The 16,065-nt window shown below is 30.9% G+C and carries 12 protein-coding genes and 2 tRNA genes; 10 read left to right on the forward strand and 4 right to left on the reverse strand.

Annotated features, from left to right (window positions below; translation table 11 throughout):
• The first annotated feature begins 8 nt into the window (after positions 1–8).
• The 5 genes from porU (at position 9) to EC396_RS02525 (ending at position 7,038) form a co-directional block, all read left to right on the forward strand.
• Positions 9–3,812, forward strand: coding sequence for a type IX secretion system sortase PorU (gene porU, locus EC396_RS02505; protein ID WP_240665622.1), 3,804 nt, complete (start codon positions 9–11; stop codon positions 3,810–3,812).
• 28 nt (positions 3,813–3,840) lie between these two features.
• Positions 3,841–4,974, forward strand: coding sequence for a type IX secretion system outer membrane channel protein PorV (gene porV, locus EC396_RS02510; RefSeq protein WP_129365135.1), 1,134 nt, complete (start codon positions 3,841–3,843; stop codon positions 4,972–4,974).
• 11 nt (positions 4,975–4,985) lie between these two features.
• The gene (gene cdd, locus EC396_RS02515; RefSeq protein ID WP_129365136.1) at positions 4,986–5,468 is read left to right on the forward strand and encodes a cytidine deaminase; all 483 of its coding nucleotides are present in this window, start codon (positions 4,986–4,988) and stop codon (positions 5,466–5,468) included.
• Positions 5,469–5,535: 67 nt separating this feature from the next.
• Positions 5,536–5,922, forward strand: coding sequence for a group III truncated hemoglobin (locus tag EC396_RS02520; RefSeq protein ID WP_129365137.1), 387 nt, complete (start codon positions 5,536–5,538; stop codon positions 5,920–5,922).
• 45 nt (positions 5,923–5,967) lie between these two features.
• Complete coding sequence (locus EC396_RS02525) at positions 5,968–7,038, forward strand: 3-oxoacyl-ACP synthase III family protein (RefSeq protein ID WP_129365138.1); 1,071 nt, start codon at positions 5,968–5,970, stop codon at positions 7,036–7,038.
• 107 nt (positions 7,039–7,145) lie between these two features.
• On the opposite strand, the gene pafA is transcribed toward EC396_RS02525, so the two are convergent.
• Positions 7,146–8,822 carry an alkaline phosphatase PafA gene (pafA, locus tag EC396_RS02530; RefSeq protein WP_129365139.1) on the reverse strand — a complete coding sequence of 559 codons (1,677 nt, stop codon included), beginning with the start codon at positions 8,820–8,822 and terminating at the stop codon, positions 7,146–7,148.
• A 128-nt stretch (positions 8,823–8,950) separates the two neighbouring features.
• Here pafA and EC396_RS02535 point away from each other — a divergent pair, with 128 nt between their 5' ends.
• The 5 genes from EC396_RS02535 (at position 8,951) to EC396_RS02555 (ending at position 13,239) form a co-directional block, all read left to right on the forward strand.
• Positions 8,951–9,691: an ABC transporter permease gene (locus EC396_RS02535; RefSeq protein ID WP_129365140.1), complete on the forward strand. Its 741-nt coding sequence runs from the start codon at positions 8,951–8,953 to the stop codon at positions 9,689–9,691.
• Entirely contained in the window at positions 9,692–10,459 is a 768-nt protein-coding gene (locus EC396_RS02540) for an ABC transporter ATP-binding protein (protein WP_129365141.1), read from the forward strand.
• 61 nt (positions 10,460–10,520) lie between these two features.
• A tRNA-Lys gene (locus EC396_RS02545) sits at positions 10,521–10,593 on the forward strand.
• Positions 10,594–10,634: 41 nt separating this feature from the next.
• A tRNA-Tyr gene (locus EC396_RS02550) sits at positions 10,635–10,715 on the forward strand.
• A gap of 112 nt (positions 10,716–10,827) precedes the next feature.
• Positions 10,828–13,239 (forward strand): TonB-dependent receptor, encoded by a 2,412-nt coding sequence (locus EC396_RS02555; protein ID WP_129365142.1) that lies wholly within the window; start codon positions 10,828–10,830, stop codon positions 13,237–13,239.
• A 6-nt stretch (positions 13,240–13,245) separates the two neighbouring features.
• On the opposite strand, the gene EC396_RS02560 is transcribed toward EC396_RS02555, so the two are convergent.
• From EC396_RS02560 to EC396_RS02570, 3 genes are all read right to left on the reverse strand, one after another.
• On the reverse strand, positions 13,246–14,682 hold the full coding sequence (locus EC396_RS02560; protein ID WP_129365143.1) for a DUF389 domain-containing protein: 1,437 nt from the start codon (positions 14,680–14,682) through the stop codon (positions 13,246–13,248).
• A gap of 104 nt (positions 14,683–14,786) precedes the next feature.
• Positions 14,787–15,380: a SprT-like domain-containing protein gene (locus EC396_RS02565; protein ID WP_129365144.1), complete on the reverse strand. Its 594-nt coding sequence runs from the start codon at positions 15,378–15,380 to the stop codon at positions 14,787–14,789.
• Between the two features lie 3 nt (positions 15,381–15,383).
• Positions 15,384–16,064: an SDR family oxidoreductase gene (locus tag EC396_RS02570; protein ID WP_129365145.1), complete on the reverse strand. Its 681-nt coding sequence runs from the start codon at positions 16,062–16,064 to the stop codon at positions 15,384–15,386.
• Position 16,065 lies beyond the last annotated feature (1 nt).

A 16,065-nucleotide genomic window follows, 5' to 3' on the forward strand; every position in this document is an offset into this window, starting at 1 on the left:
TTATTTAGATGAAACAATTAAGAAATATAATTATAGTCATATTATTTTTGGTTGGAAATGTAATTTTTGCTCAACAAATAGAAGTAAAAAGTTTTCGATTAAAATGGAATGAAAGTGCTAATATTGAGGTGTTTAAAAGCTTTAAGGTTAGCACTGTGTTGGTTGAAGGAAATTTTTTAGACGTTAATTTAAATCCAGCTTTTTCTGAAATATGGGAGGTAGAATACGGAATGACTCTTCAAAATTTCAACATTAAAAATGTACAATACGAACGTATTACCAATGTTTCTCAAAGTATTGTTTCTCCTGTAAAATTAAATACCGAGTTAGAAATTAGCTTCAATATTACTAATGAAAGGGATAAATCTAAAGCTGTTTTAGTCCTTGTTCCTGTTGTAAAAGACGAAAAAGGTTTAAAAAAAGTAGTATCATTTGATCTTGAATACGAAATTTCTAAAGCTCAAAATAAGCAAACCAAAAAAGCAGCTGTTAAAAATTCGGTTTTAGCTTCGGGTGATTGGTATAAGTTTAGTATAGATACAACTGGTGTTTTTAAAATAGACAAATCTTTTTTGCAAAGCTTAGGAATGAATGTAAATGGGATAAACCCAAAAAATATTCAAATTTATGGTAATGGAGGTGCAATGTTACCTTTTAAAAATAGCGAATTTAGACACAACGATTTACAGCAAAATGCCATTTTTGTAAGTGGTGAAGATGATGGTAGTTTTGATAATAATGATTATATTTTATTTTATGGTCAAGGTCCTAATAAATGGTTTAACTCAAATAACACCTTAGATGGGTTAGAGCATCAATACAATATTTTTTCTGATGAGGCTTATTATTTTATTACTGTAGGTACTTCTGAAGGTTTAAGAATAGCAAATCAAACTCCAATAACTGAGGATGCTGATTTTCAAGTTTCAAATTTTGATGATTTTACTTTTTTTGAAGTCGATAAAGTAAACCTTTTTGCTGTTGGTCAGCAGTGGTTTGGAGATAATTATTCTATTCAAAATGAACATTCTTATTCAATACCTTTTAATAATATTGATTCATCTAAAGATTTAACAGTAAGGGTTCGTAGTGTAGCAGAGTCTTCAATAACAACTCAAATGAATGTTAAGGTAAATAACCAAGATTTGTTTAATTTTAATTTGGGGGCAAGCTTTGGTTTAAACCATGCATCAGCTAGTAGAGGTAGTGGAAAATTAACCATGTCTGGAAATTCAGTACCTATTAAAATAACTTACAATAATAATGGAAATCCTTCAGCAAATGCTTATTTAGATTATATAGAAGTATTAGGATTGAAGCAGTTAAAATCTTTGGGAAAACAATTTTCATTTAGAAATTTCAACACAAATAAAACCAATGGAATATTTGAGTTTGTTATTGAAAACGGTTCGGGTGTTGAAGCGGTTTGGGATGTTACAAACCCTTTAAAACCTATAAATATTGAAAATCAGTCAAGTGCTTCAACTTTTAATTTTAAAGTAAACGGAGGTGTAAATCACGAATATATTGCATTAAATTCAAGTGATTATTACCTGCCAAAACGATTGAGTGTTTCAAAAGTTGTAAATCAAAATTTACATAGCTTAAATAATGTAGACTATATTATTGTTACCAAAAAATATTTGATGGATGTTGCTCAAAAATTAGCCGATTATCATGTGCAAAATTCAAATTTAATTGTCAAGGTAATTTCTTTAGAAGAAATTTACAATGAATTTTCTTCGGGGGCACCAGATCTAACGGCTATTAGAGATTTTGCAAGAAATTTATATACCAATGCAACTACAAATCAGTTAAAATACATTTGTCTTTTTGGAGATGCATCGTACGATTATAAAGATAGAATTAGCGGTAATAACAATGTTGTTCCGGTATTTGAAGCTTATGAAAGTTTTAATTTGGCATCATCGTATGTTACAGATGATTATTATGGAATGATGGATGAAAATGAAGGAGGTTTGGGGTCATTTGATCGTCAGGATATTGCAACAGGTAGAATTCCAGTAACTGAACCTCTACAGGCTAGTCAGGTTGTAAATAAAATATTGAATTATTACAGTGCAAATTCTTTTGGGAGTTGGCGCAATCAAATTACATTGGTTGCTGATGATATAGATGCTGAAGGAGAATCTATTATTGAGGTAAGTATGGAAAAATTAGCAGATACAATTGCTGCCAATAAGCCTGTTTTTAATTTGAAAAAAATATATGCCGATGCTTATGTACAAGTAAGTTCATCGGGAGGAAATAAATATCCAACTGTAAATGTAGATATTACAAATCAAGTTGAAAAGGGTACTTTGTTAGTTGATTATTTTGGACATGGAGGTGAAGGTGGCTGGGCAGCTGAAGGAATTTTAACAGTACCAGAAATTCAGGCCTATAACAATAGTGTTAAAATGCCTTTATTTGTAACTGTAACATGTGAATTTACTAGATTTGATAATCCGTTACGAAAAACAGCAGGTGAATATTTAATATGGAATGCCAAAGGCGGTTCTTCATCGTTAATTTCAACAACTCGAGAAATTTATATTAGTGTAGGACAGTCGTTTAACGAGCGTTTGATAAAACCTTTATTAAATTTCAACAATGAAAACTATACCATTGCAGCATCTTTGTTAAATGTTAAAAATCAGTTTTCAACAAATCAACGGTTTTTTATTTATTATTTTGGCGATCCAGCAATGCCTCTTAACATACCAAAACCAAATGTGCGTATTACAAAAATGAATGGTGTAGATATCAATCAGTCTTTAGATACCATTAAAGCATTGTCTTTTGTTAAATTTGAAGGTGAAGTTACAGATGATTTTGGAACAGTTTTAAATGATTTTAATGGTGAATTTGAAGTAACGGTTTTTGATAAACCTATTTTAACTAAAACATTGGATAATGACAATCACAATTTTGTAATGTTTTTTGATGTTTTGGAAAGTAAAATATTTACAGGAAGGTCAAAAGTTGAAAACGGCCTGTTTGCATTTGAATTTGTTGCGTCAAAAGATATTAAAGTTGCTAACGGAAAAGGAAAATTAAGTTTATACGCAACCAATAAAAGTATAGATAAGGCAGGTTATAATTTGGATATTGTAGTAGGTGGAATTAATAACGACGCTCCTGAAGATACAACCGGTCCAACCATTCAGTTGTATATGAATGACTTAAACTTTGTTGAAGGTGGAAATACCAATGAGTCTCCAAATTTTATAGCTGTTTTAGAAGATGAAAATGGTATAAATACATCTATTACGGCAGTAGATCACGATATAATTGCTATTTTAGACGGAGATCAATACAATCCAATAATTTTAAACGATTTTTATGAAACCGATTTAGATACTTATAAAAAGGGAAAGGTAACCTATCCTTTTAGAAACCTTTCAGTGGGGCCTCATACAATTTCTTTAAAAGTATGGGATACTTACAATAACTTATCAGAATCTACGTTTTCTTTTGTGGTGGTTGACGATAGTGATTTGGTTTTAACCAATGTGTTAAATTATCCAAACCCATTTAGTACTTATACAGAGTTTTGGTTTGGTCATAATAAACCAAATCAATTGTTAAATGTACAGGTTCAAATTTTTACTGTTTCGGGTAAATTGGTAAAAACAATCAATGAAGCAGTTCAAACTGAAGGAAATTTATCAAGATCAATATCATGGAATGGTTTGGACGATTTTGGTTCAAAAATAGGAAAAGGAGTTTATGTGTATAAACTAAAAGTTGAAGCAGTAGACTCAAATATAAAAGCAGAAAAAATAGAAAAATTAGTAATACTTCAATAAAATTTATTGAAAATAATCAAAATAATTAATGAAAAAAATAACCTTTTTAACCTTTATAGCTGTTATAGCTTTACAAAATTTATACGCTCAAGAACAACCAAATCCAATTCCAACAGCGGCACCATTTTTATTAATTGCACCTGATGCTCGTTCAGGTGGTTTGGGAGATATTGGAGCATCAACATCTGCTGATGCATTTTCGCAACATTACAATGCTGCAAAATATGCATTTATGCCAGCTCAATATTCATTAGGTATTTACTATACGCCTTGGCTTCAAGAACTAACAAACGATGTGTTTTTAGGAGGTGTAAATTTTGCAAACCGAATTAACGAAAGATCTTCATGGTCAGCTAGTTTAAATTATTTTAATTTAGGTGAAATTGATTTAACAGATTCAGGAGGAGTTCCAACAGGAACAGAAAAATTAAATGAGTTTTCATTAGACGGAGCTTACTCATTAAAATTAAGTGAAAACTATGGTATGGGTATTACTTTACGCTATGTGCGTTCCGATTTAGGTATTGAATCGGCTAACACAGTAATTACTCCGGTAAATACTTTTACAGTTGATATTTCTGGTTTTTATCAATCTGATGAAGAAAATTTTGGAGATTTTAATGGTGTTTGGCGAGCAGGTTTTAATATTTCAAACATGGGTCCAAAAGTATCTTATTCAACAGATGGACAAGAAAGTTATATGCCTACTAATTTAAGATTGGGTGGTGGTTTTGATTTTATTTTAGACAATTATAATAAAGTAACATTAACAACCGAATTTAATAAATTGTTAGTGCCTACGCCAAATGTACCTTTTGGAGATGGTAAATATTTACAACCTGATAAAGGGTTTTTTGAAGGAATGATTGGTTCTTTTTCTGATGCACCTGGAGGTGGAAAAGAAGAAATGCAAGAAATAACTTGGGCACTTGGTGCAGAATATATGTACAACGATGCATTTTCTTTAAGAACAGGTTATTTTCACGAAAGTAAATTCAAAGGTTCTCGTCAATTTATGACTCTTGGTGCTGGTTTTAAGTTTAAAAGTGCTCGTTTAGATCTTTCTTATTTATTCAATACAGCAGATATTAACAATCCTTTAGAAAATACACTTAGATTTTCATTATCTTTCGACTTCGGAGAATTATATGAAATTTACTAAGCTTTTTTTTAATGAAACAACTTGAGATAACAACACAAATTACTGTTTTTGAATCTATTGATGAATTGCCCATTGATATAAAATTATTAATGAATAAAGCAATTGAAGCCAAACAAATGGCATATGCGCCTTATTCAAAATTTAAGGTTGGCGCAGCTTTATTGTTAGAAAACGGTTCAATTATAACGGGCAACAATCAGGAAAACGCAGCATATCCTTCAGGAATCTGTGCCGAAAGGGTTGCTATTTGGAAAGCTTCATCTGAATTTCCAAACCAAAAAATACTTGCATTGGCTATTTCAGCAAGTTCAGCAACTTTGGTGGTGAATGAGCCTGTTTCACCTTGTGGGGCTTGCAGGCAAACACTTTCTGAATACGAAATAAATCAAGAAGATAAAATAGCTGTATATTTTATGGGTGAAATTGGAAATGTGATGAAAACCAATTCTGTGTTGGATTTGCTTCCAATGGCATTCGATAAATCGTTGTTGTAAAAGTTAAAAGTAGTAGACAGAAAAAGTTGTTCTGTTAATTTTATTGTCATTTTAAAGAAAATTGAATTTGGAAAAAAAAGATATCGAATCAAGAGATGATATTTATTTATTGGTAAAAACGTTTTATGTTAAACTGATGAATGATAAGGTAATGTGTCATTTTTTTGAAGAGTTTAAAAATCCAGTTCACTTAGAAACGCATCTGCAAACCTTGGTTGATTTTTGGAGTAATATCCTTTTTTACACGGGTGAGTATCGTAAAAATGCAATGCAACCACACCTAGATTTACAGTCTCAAATGCCATTTGAAACGATTCATTTTACACATTGGTTATCAAGTTTTAATCAATCTGTAGACGAATTGTTTGATGGAGCAATGGCACATACAGCAAAATCAAGAGCTTTGTCAATAGCCACCGTAATGAAAATTAAAATTTTGGAGATTAATAAGTAATATATTAGTACATTTACAAGATTTTTTTACATACAATTATTTTAAATGAGTACATATTCAGTTATAACAGGTATAGGAAGCCATATTCCTTCAATAGTTAAAAAAAACGAAGATTTTTTAAATGCTAATTTTTTAAATGATGATGGTACTCCGTTTGCGTACGAGAATGACATTGTTATAGATAAGTTTAAATCCATTACAGGTATTGAAGAAAGGCGTTATGCTGAACCTGAATTAAATTCATCAGATTTAGGATTTTTTGCTGCTCAAAAAGCAATTGAAGATGCTGGAATAGATCAAGAAGAATTAGACTATATTATTGTTGCTCATAATTTTGGAGATGTTAAAAGTGGAACCATTCAATGTGATGTTTTACCAAGTTTAGCTTCAAGAATAAAATTTAATTTAGGAATTAATAACCCAAATTGTGTTGCCTACGATATTTTATTTGGTTGTCCAGGTTGGGTGCAAGGTGTAATTCAAGCTGAAGCTTTTATCAAAGCTGGTATCGCAAAAAAATGTTTGGTAATTGGTACTGAAACTCTTTCAAGAGTGGTTGATCCTTTTGATAGAGATTCCATGATTTTTGCTGATGGTGCAGGTGCTTGTATTGTTGAAGGTGTTGAAAGTGATGTTCCTTCTGGAATTTTAAGTCACGCCACACAAACGCATACTACTGAAGAATGTTATTATTTGTATTTTGGAGAATCATTTAGTAAAACTGAAGATCCAAACGTAAGATACATTAAAATGCTTGGTAGAAAAATATATGAATACGGACTTAACCACGTGCCTTTAGCTATGAAAGCTGCACTAGATAAAAGTGGTGTTGATATTTCTGAAGTAAAAAAGGTATTTATTCATCAGGCTAACGAAAAAATGGATGAAGCTATTTTAAAACGTTTTTACCGTTTATATAAATCTAAAGTTCCAAGTGGTGTTATGCCAATGAGCATTCATAAGTTAGGTAACAGTTCTGTTGCAACAGTACCTACTTTGTTTGATTTGGTTAAAAGAGGTCAAATGGAAGATCAAGAACTTAATAAAGGCGATGTAGTAATTTTAGCTTCGGTTGGAGCGGGAATGAACATCAACGCTATTGTTTATAGATATTAAAAAAAAATCCTCGAAAGAGGATTTTTTTTTGCTAATATTTTAAGTTTTTGGATGTAATGAAATTTATAAATTCCAAAAGTTTTTTACTATTTTCTCTGCTCTTTTTTTTATTTCAAAACTTCAGTAATGGTTTTACCAGTTGTGCCATTTGGTTGCTCAATTTTTAATAAACTTGAAATAGTAGGAGCAATGTCAACTATTGGATAGTATTCATTTGAAGCTCCCTGTTTGATTCCCTGACCGTAAAAAATTAACGGCACATGAGTGTCGTAACTATAACCCGATCCATGGGTACTTCCCATATGCGAGTAGGTAATTGTTGTTGGGTTTGGTACGTATAAAATATCTCCAGAAAGTTTTTGATTGTAACCATTTTGTAAAGTTTGTAAAATTCCTGAAGTAAATGATGTTGCCTGAAGCGTATGAGCACTTACAGACTTATAAACGTTTTCAAAATTTAAAATTTCATCAACAAATACTTGTTCTACTTCTAAAATATCTAAATCGAGTTCTTTGATTTTGTCTTTATTTAAAAATATTTGATAATTAGAAATGTCTTCAATTATTTCTGTTGAATTAAAATGAGTTAGTGAAATGGTGTTTACAAACTCAACGAATTTTTTTGAATCAAAATAACCACCAGGAATTTTTAAAGTTTGTAAATATGATGGTACTTGAATAGCAGCGTGATCAGCTGTTAAAAACAAGGTGTAATTTCCTTGCCCGACTTCTTTATTTAAAAACTGAATTAAATCTTCAATATTTTTGTCTAAACGAATATAAGAGTCTTCAACTTCTTTAGAATCTACTCCAAATCTATGTCCAGCATAATCGGTACTTGAAAAGCTAATAGCTAAAAAATCTGTAAATTCACCTTTTCCTAAATTTTCGCCTAATATGGTCGCTTTTGCAAAATCTGTTGTAAAATCATTTCCAAAGGCAACTGTTTTTAGTAAATCGTAATTGTTGTTGCTTTTTCTTAATTCAGCTAAATTATAAGGAAATGTAGCAGTTTCTTTTCCTTTAAAAGGTTCTTCAAAGTCGTTTTTATCTGCAATAGATTCAGTGTAAGTATTGATATCGTAATAAGTATCCCAAGTTTTTTCTAAATAACTATTAGCAATTCCTGAGTTGTTAAAATCGTTTACCCAACTTGGTAATTCATTAATATAGAATGTGCTGGATATAAATTTACCAGTATTTCCACCTTCAAACCAATAAGCGGCATTTGCAGTGTGGCCTGCAGGTAAAATAGCAGATCTATCTTTAATAGAAATTCCAATTGTTTTTCCGTTCATGTTTTGGGCTAATTTAAGCTGATCTGTAACTGTTGTAGTTAACATTCTATAGGGTGATTTTTGCCCACCATCTTTAGCGCCTACAGATTGGTATTTGTCATCGTCAACACAATAAATAGATTTTTTTTCAAACTTATCGTACCAATTATTACTTATAATGCCATGGTTTGTAGGTGTGGTTCCTGTATAAATAGAAGTGTGACCAACTGCGGTATAAGTTGGTATGTAATTGTAATGAACGTTTTGTAAGTTATAACCTGTATTCATCAATAATTTAAAGCCATTTTCACCATATTTGTTATAAAATTTAATCAAATAATCGTAGCGCATTTGATCTACAACAATACCAACAACCAATTTTGGTCGTTTTATAGTTGATGTAGAAATTGAAGCTGAATTTGTGGATGAATTGTTTGTTTTAGATTTTACACCAGCACATTGTGCAAGTGCAAAACCAATTATAAATAACAATAATAATTTCTTCATTTGTAACATATTTTTTAATAAAAAACTAAGATTTCAAAATTACGATAATTTTTAAACCTCAAATATTTTTATGTTACAAAAAGAACAATCATCATATTAATTTAATATTTTAGCCAAAAAGAAATTGAATGAACTACTTTGAACATGTAGGTAAATACTTTATAATGTTAAAACAAGTCTTTAAAAAGCCACAAAAATGGTCGGTTTTTAAAGAAATGTTATTTAGAGAAATTGAAGATTTAGGTTTAAAATCGCTTGGTATAGTAATGTTTATCTCCTTTTTTGTTGGAGGTGTTGTTGCGATACAAACGGCTCTAAGTGTAGACAACCCGTTTATACCCAAATATTTGATAGGTTTTGCTACAAAAAGATCTGTAATATTAGAATTTGCACCAACATTTATGTCGGTTATTCTTGCCGGAAAAGTGGGGTCTTATATTACATCAAGTATTGGAACAATGCGAGTTACAGAGCAAATAGATGCTCTGGAGGTAATGGGTATCAATTCTTTAAATTATTTAGTGTTACCAAAAATTATTGCTGTTTTATTCTTTTATCCATTGTTGATTTTATTGGCTATGTTTTTAGGAATTTATGGTGGCTATGTTGCCGGAATAATGACAGATTTGTTTTTTTCTGAAGATTATATATATGGTGTGCAATTAGACTTTAACCCTTATTTTATAAAATATGCGCTTATAAAAACATTGGTTTTTGCCTTTGCAATAGCTACAATCCCTTCATATCACGGGTATTATGTTAAAGGGGGTTCTCTAGAAGTTGGTAGGGCAAGTACGCAAGCTGTAGTTTGGACTAGTATTGTAATTATTTTAATGAATTATTTTTTAACCCAAATGCTTTTAGGATAGATGATAGTAGTTGAAAATATATACAAGGAATTTAACGGACAACAGGTTTTAAAAGGTATTTCTACCACTTTTGAAAAAGGTAAGACAAATATGATTATTGGTCAAAGTGGTTCTGGAAAAACTGTTTTGCTGAAATGCTTATTAGGCTTACATACGCCTGAGAAAGGTTTTATTTCTTTTGATGGCAGAAAAAATACAGAATTATCTATTAAAGATCACAGACAATTAAGACAAGAAATTGGGATGGTTTTTCAAGGGGGAGCCTTATATGACTCTTTAACTATTGAAGAAAATATTATGTTTCCTTTAAAAATGTTTACAGATCAAACTTTTAGAGCAATGCGCGATCGTGTGAATTTTGTTTTAAACCGTGTAAATTTAGAAGGTGTAAATAAAAAATTTCCAGCACAATTATCAGGTGGGATGCAAAAAAGGGTTGCCATAGCACGTGCAATTGTAATGAATCCAAAGTATTTATTTTGTGATGAACCCAACTCAGGTTTAGATCCAAATACGGCTACTGTTATAGATAATTTGATTCAGGAAATTACCAAAGAGTATGATATAATTACAGTTATTAATTCACATGATATGAATTCTGTGATGGAAATTGGAGAAAAAATTATTTTTTTAAAAAACGGTGTTCAAGCTTGGGAAGGATCCAATTCTGAGATTTTTAAAACTGAGAATGAAGCAATTATAAATTTTGTTTATTCTTCTAATTTATTTAAAAAAGTTAGGGAGGCATATTTAAATGAAAAAAAATAACAAAGATATTTGTTTTATTGAAAAATACCCATATCTTTGCAGCCGCTAAAAAGGAAAAAATGACCTGGTAGCTCAGTTGGTAGAGCACCTCCCTTTTAAGGAGGTGGTCCTGGGTTCGAGCCCCAGCCCGGTCACAAAAAGCTTCTCAATTTAGAGGAGCTTTTTTTTAAATTTTGGTGAGATACTCAAGTGGCCAACGAGGGCAGACTGTAAATCTGCTGCGCAAGCTTCGAAGGTTCGAATCCTTCTCTCACCACAAGCCTCAAATTAAATTTTGAGGCTTTTTTTTAACCTTGATTTAAAATGTTTAATAAAAAAAATCAAATGTTAAACAAAATTGATATATTTGCATAAATTTAAATATTAATATGAAGTTATTTTTAAGTATAAGTCTGTTTTTATTAGTTAGTTTTCAGGTTATAATTGCTCAAAATGTAGGGGTTATCAATGGAAAAGTTATAGATGCTCAAACTCGAGAGCCTTTGCCTTTTGTAAATGTATTGGTTTTAGGTACAAATATTGGCGCTAATACAAACGAATTGGGCGAGTTTACAGTTAAAAATGCGCCTTTAGGTTATTTAAAAATTCAAGCTTCGTTTATTGGTTATGGAACCAAATCTTCTGATGATTATTTGGTAACAAAAGAAAAAACACCTTATGTTGTAATTGCACTGTCTCAGGAAGGAGAACAATTAAGCGAGGTGGTTATCCAAAGTCAGTTGTTTAAAAAGTCTTTAGAGAGTCCTGTGTCGTATCAATCTATTGGAATTGCAGAGATAGAAAAAAATCCAGGTGGTGATCGAGATGTTTTAAAAGTAATTCAATCGTTTCCTGGTGTTGCTTCAAATCCTGGTTTTAGAAACGATATAATCATTAGAGGTGGTTCGCCTTCAGAAAATAAATTTTATTTAGATGGTGTTGAAGTGCCTGTAATCAACCATTTTCAAACGCAAGGTTCTACGGGTGGTCCTGTTGGAATTATAAATGCTGATTTAATTAGAAAAGCCGATTTCTATTCAAGTTCTTTTGCTGCAAACAGAGGAAATGCTTTGAGTTCTATAATTGAGTTTACGCAAAAGGAAGGAAACCCAGATAAATTGAATTTAAGGGCGACTGTTGGAACTTCAGACGCTGGTGTTACTATTGATGGCCCAATAGGAAAGAAAACCACTTATATAGCTTCTGCACGTCAATCTTATTTGAGTGGTTTGTTTAAATTATTGAAATTGCCTTTTTTGCCTACTTACAACGATTTTCAGTTGAATTTAAAGCATCAAATTTCAGATAAAGATGAAATCTCTTTGATTGGTTTGGGAGCAATTGATAATTTTAAATTAAATGAAGGTGTAAATGATGGTGTTACTGATGAAGATGTTTTAAAGAAAAACCTTTATATTTTAAATGTTATTCCTACCCAAAATCAATGGAATTATACAGCAGGTTTGTCTTACAAGCATTATGGTGAAAAAGCAATGCAGCAAGTTGTAGTAAGTAGAAACGAATGGAACAATGATATTGTTAAATACGATGGAAACACTGGTGATTCTGATGATTTGTTGCTTAATTACAATTCAAGAGAAATTGAAAATAAATTGCGTTATGAAAACACTTCAACCTTAAAAAAGGATTACAAAATAAATTTTGGTACAGGTTTAGAACAGGTTACGTATACCAATTCAACATTTCAAAAACTAGCCAATTCAGGTGGTGTAGAAATTATAGATTATGCTTCAAAATTGAATTTGTTTAAATACAGTTTGTTTGGTCAAATTTCTAAAACGTATTTCAACTCAAAATTAAGTGCTTCTTTTGGTGTTAGATTTGATGGGGTTGATTATGGTTCTAAAATGTCAAATTTATTCAATCAGTTTTCACCTAGGCTTTCGTTGGCTTATGCATTTGATCAAAAATGGGCAGTAAATGCTTCCGCAGGTATTTACAATCAATTGCCGTCTTATACTGTAATGGGTTACAGAGATGTAGATGGTGTATTGGTTAACAAGCAAAATGGTTTAGATTATATCACTGCCAATCATTTGGTTACTGGTTTAGAGTTTAAACCAGATTTGAGTTCAAAAATTACTGTTGAAGGTTTTTATAAAGGGTATAGTAATTATCCGTTCTCTGTTGAAAATCAAGTGAGTTTAGCAAATTTAGGTGCTGATTTTGGTGTAATAGGAAACGAAGAAGTTACTTCTAGCTCTCAAGGAAGATCATATGGTTTTGAGGTTTTTCTTCAAAAGAAATCTTACAGCGGTTTGTACGGAATTTTATCTTATACTTTTGTAAAAAGTGAGTTTAAAGATGTGAACAATCAATATGTACCTTCTTCTTGGGATAACCGAAATTTATTGACCGCTACTGGTGGAAAAAAATTCAATAAAAACTGGGAGTTGGGTGCTAAATTTAGAATGGTAGGCGGAAGACCATATACGCCATATGATTATGATGCATCTTCGTTAATTGTAAATTATAATGTAAATAATAGCGGTATTTTAGATTATACTTTATTAAATACAGAAAGATATGATTTGTATCATCAGTTGGATATTAGATTGGATAAAACCTGGTATTGGAAACATTTTTCGCTGAACTTTTATGTCGATATTCAAAATATATTGGCAACACAAACAGTTGAGCAGCCATATTTACTGGCACAAACAGATGCAGACGGAAACTATCTTGTTGATCCAGCCGACAATACGCGTTACTTAATGGAAGAAATTGCAAATGACTCTGGAAATATATTGCCTAGATTTGGAGTTATAATTGATTTTTAATTAAAATTAATTTTTAGTTACTTTTAATTTTTTTGTGTTTAAACGAATCTTTAACCAATTTTCGAGCTGTTTTTGTTGAAAAACTGTATTTGGAACAGAATCGTACCATTTTGTATTAAAGTTTAAAATAGTATCAGTTGTTTTAAAATTTGTGGAAATGGTTTTAGCATAGCTTATTTCTGATAATCCATTGTAAATTACCCTTGCTTCATCACTAATTTGTATAAATGGGATTTCTGATTTTAAATATTTAGAAATCTCATTTTCTAGTAATTTAATTTTTTCTTCTTTTTGTTTGATAGATTCGTCACGAGATGAAATAATTTCTTGGTTTCGAGCATATAATTCAGATAGCGATTTTACTTCATGTCTTAAATCAGAATCATCTACACCTTGCTTAATTATTAAGTTGGTTTCTTCTAAACCAAAACTAGGAAGTTTGTTTTTCCAGTTATTAATATCGTTATTAGATAATTTATTTCCATAAATAAAAATGGTAATTGTTTTGTTTTTATAATCTATGTTTTCATCATTTTCATCAATAATACTAATGCCGTGACTTTTTAAATCTTTAATTAATTTGTCTGCAGATTGTTTAAATTGGTTTTGTTTAAATAAATTAAAAAACATATAAATACTACCAGCAAATACAATTATGGCAATGGTTGATGCAGTTTGAGCGATGCGTTTTCTTTTTACAGAATTTAGGTATTTTACAACGGGAAAATCTAAAAACTTTACAATTACAAAAGCTGCCAACGCTATAAAAATAGTGTTGATAGTAAATAAAAACATAGCACCTGCAAAATAGCTTAAATTCATGGTAGCCAATCCATAACCTGCAGTACATAAAGGTGGCATTAAGGCTGTAGCAATTGCAACACCGGCAATTGTATTTGTTTGTTTACTTCTTCGGCTTATTGCAACAATCAATGCCAAACCACCTGCAATTGCAATAAAAACATCTCTAACATCAGGAGCAGTTCTGGCTAAAAGTTCTGGTGTTTCAGCTCTAAATAAAGGAATTAAAAAAAATGAAAATGAAGTTGCTAAGCTCAACCCAACCATTACGGCAAGATTGATAAGTGAACGTTTTAAGGTGTCAATATCATTAATACCAATAGATAGTCCAATACCTAAAATTGGCCCCATTAAAGGCGATATAAGCATCGCTCCAATTACTACTGCAGTTGAACTTACATTTAATCCGATTGATGCAATTAAAATTGAAAAAACCAATACCCAGGCAGTATGACCTTTCATAGAAATATTGCCCTTTATATCTTCAATAGTCCCTTTTTTATCGGTATCATGTTTGATATTAAGTAATTCGTATAAAAACTTTTTTATGCTAGACCAAATAGCTTGCAAATCACGACTAGAATCTTCGTTGTTATGGTTGTTAGGATTGTCAATTGGTAAATCTTTATCTATATTATCCATATTCAAAGTTTTTTAACAAATTTATATTTTACTTTGAAATATAGTGATTTTTTTAATTTATTTTTTATGAATAAAGTGACTTTTAAAAAGTGGGACTTTAGAAGCTATTGATTTATTGGTTTTACTTCGGCATTTTGATTGAATAAGTAAGTGCGTTTACTGCTCATTTCTAAACATTCAATTCGAGTTCGTCTAATTGCTCCCTTTTTGTAAGTTTTATTGTTGAAGATAAAAAAGCTGCCTTGTTCCAATTCAAAAACAAAATTTTTGTCTAAATCTTCATCGTACTGTTTTAAGGCATACGTTAAATTTACATCACTTCCTGTACTTGCTTTTGGGTTTTTTAGGTAGTTTGCTAAATGCGGAAGTAATGCTGTTGGAAAAATAGAAGGTTGTAAAAATGGAAGCATTAAATGTTGAAAATTTACTTTCCACTCTAAACCATGTGGTTTTACACTTTTAAATTGTTTATGTGTAGTAAAGTGCGCAATTTCATGAATAAGTGTAAGTAAAAATTGATACTGATTTAAACTGTTGTTCATTGTAATCTGAACTTTTCCATCACTCATTTTTCTAAAATCGCCATGTTTTGTTTTTCTATCGTTCACAATTTTAATGGCAATAGGGTGTTGTTTCAGAATGTCTAAAACCAAATCAACCGAATTTTCAGGAATATATTTTGATAGCACTTTACTCATTAATTACGGTGTGGTTGAAGAAACTTGTAATATTTTTCCGTTGTAAAATTTGTTTCCTGTCAATGCAAAATTATAAATATAATTTGCCATTTCTAAAGCGGTAACAGGAGCTTTGTAGCCAGGAAAGGCTTCATTTAACATTTCGGTTTGTACAGCTCCAAGTGCCAAGGCGTTAAATGCAATTTCTTGTTCTTTGTATTCTTCAGCAAGCATTTCAGTAAGTGTTAGCAATGCTCCTTTTGAAGAACTATATGCTGCCAAACCTGGAAATTTCATACTGCCTTGTACGCCACCAATACTGCTAATATTAACAACATGACTTCCTTTTTTTAAAAATGACAATAATTTTTGGGTTAATGTAGCAACTGCAAAAACATTTACTTGATAAACTTCAACAAAATCGGCAGTAGTTAATTCGTTAAAAGGTTTGCTAATTAATTTTCCAGCATTGTTGATTAAAATATCAACAGATTTCCAATTTTTTGAAACAAATGCAGTTACCTGATTTAAATCTTCCTCTTTTGAAAGGTCAACAGATAAGGTCGAAATATTTTTGATGTTTAAAGCTTTTAATGTTTCCGAATTTCTTGAAAGCGCTAAAACATTGCAACTATTTTTCGCAAATAGTTGCGCCAGTTCAAATCCAATTCCGCGGCTTGTTCCTGTAATAATGATGTTTTTCATG

It is taken from the genome of Lutibacter sp. HS1-25, from assembly GCF_004121075.1.
In the GTDB taxonomy this organism is placed as follows: Bacteria; Bacteroidota; Bacteroidia; order Flavobacteriales; family Flavobacteriaceae; genus Lutibacter.

Excerpts from the sequence above, each read along its gene's own strand:
- porU (WP_240665622.1), top strand. The coding sequence starts at position 9 with ATGAAACAATTAAGAAATATAATTATAGTCATATTATTTTTGGTTGGA.
- porV (WP_129365135.1), top strand. The coding sequence starts at position 3,841 with ATGAAAAAAATAACCTTTTTAACCTTTATAGCTGTTATAGCTTTACAA.
- cdd (WP_129365136.1), top strand. The coding sequence starts at position 4,986 with ATGAAACAACTTGAGATAACAACACAAATTACTGTTTTTGAATCTATT.
- EC396_RS02525 (WP_129365138.1), top strand. The coding sequence starts at position 5,968 with ATGAGTACATATTCAGTTATAACAGGTATAGGAAGCCATATTCCTTCA.
- pafA (WP_129365139.1), bottom strand. The coding sequence starts at position 8,822 with ATGAAGAAATTATTATTGTTATTTATAATTGGTTTTGCACTTGCACAA.
- EC396_RS02535 (WP_129365140.1), top strand. The coding sequence starts at position 8,951 with ATGAACTACTTTGAACATGTAGGTAAATACTTTATAATGTTAAAACAA.
- EC396_RS02540 (WP_129365141.1), top strand. The coding sequence starts at position 9,692 with ATGATAGTAGTTGAAAATATATACAAGGAATTTAACGGACAACAGGTT.
- EC396_RS02555 (WP_129365142.1), top strand. The coding sequence starts at position 10,828 with ATGAAGTTATTTTTAAGTATAAGTCTGTTTTTATTAGTTAGTTTTCAG.
- EC396_RS02560 (WP_129365143.1), bottom strand. The coding sequence starts at position 14,682 with ATGGATAATATAGATAAAGATTTACCAATTGACAATCCTAACAACCAT.
- EC396_RS02565 (WP_129365144.1), bottom strand. The coding sequence starts at position 15,380 with ATGAGTAAAGTGCTATCAAAATATATTCCTGAAAATTCGGTTGATTTG.
- EC396_RS02570 (WP_129365145.1), bottom strand. The coding sequence starts at position 16,064 with ATGAAAAACATCATTATTACAGGAACAAGCCGCGGAATTGGATTTGAA.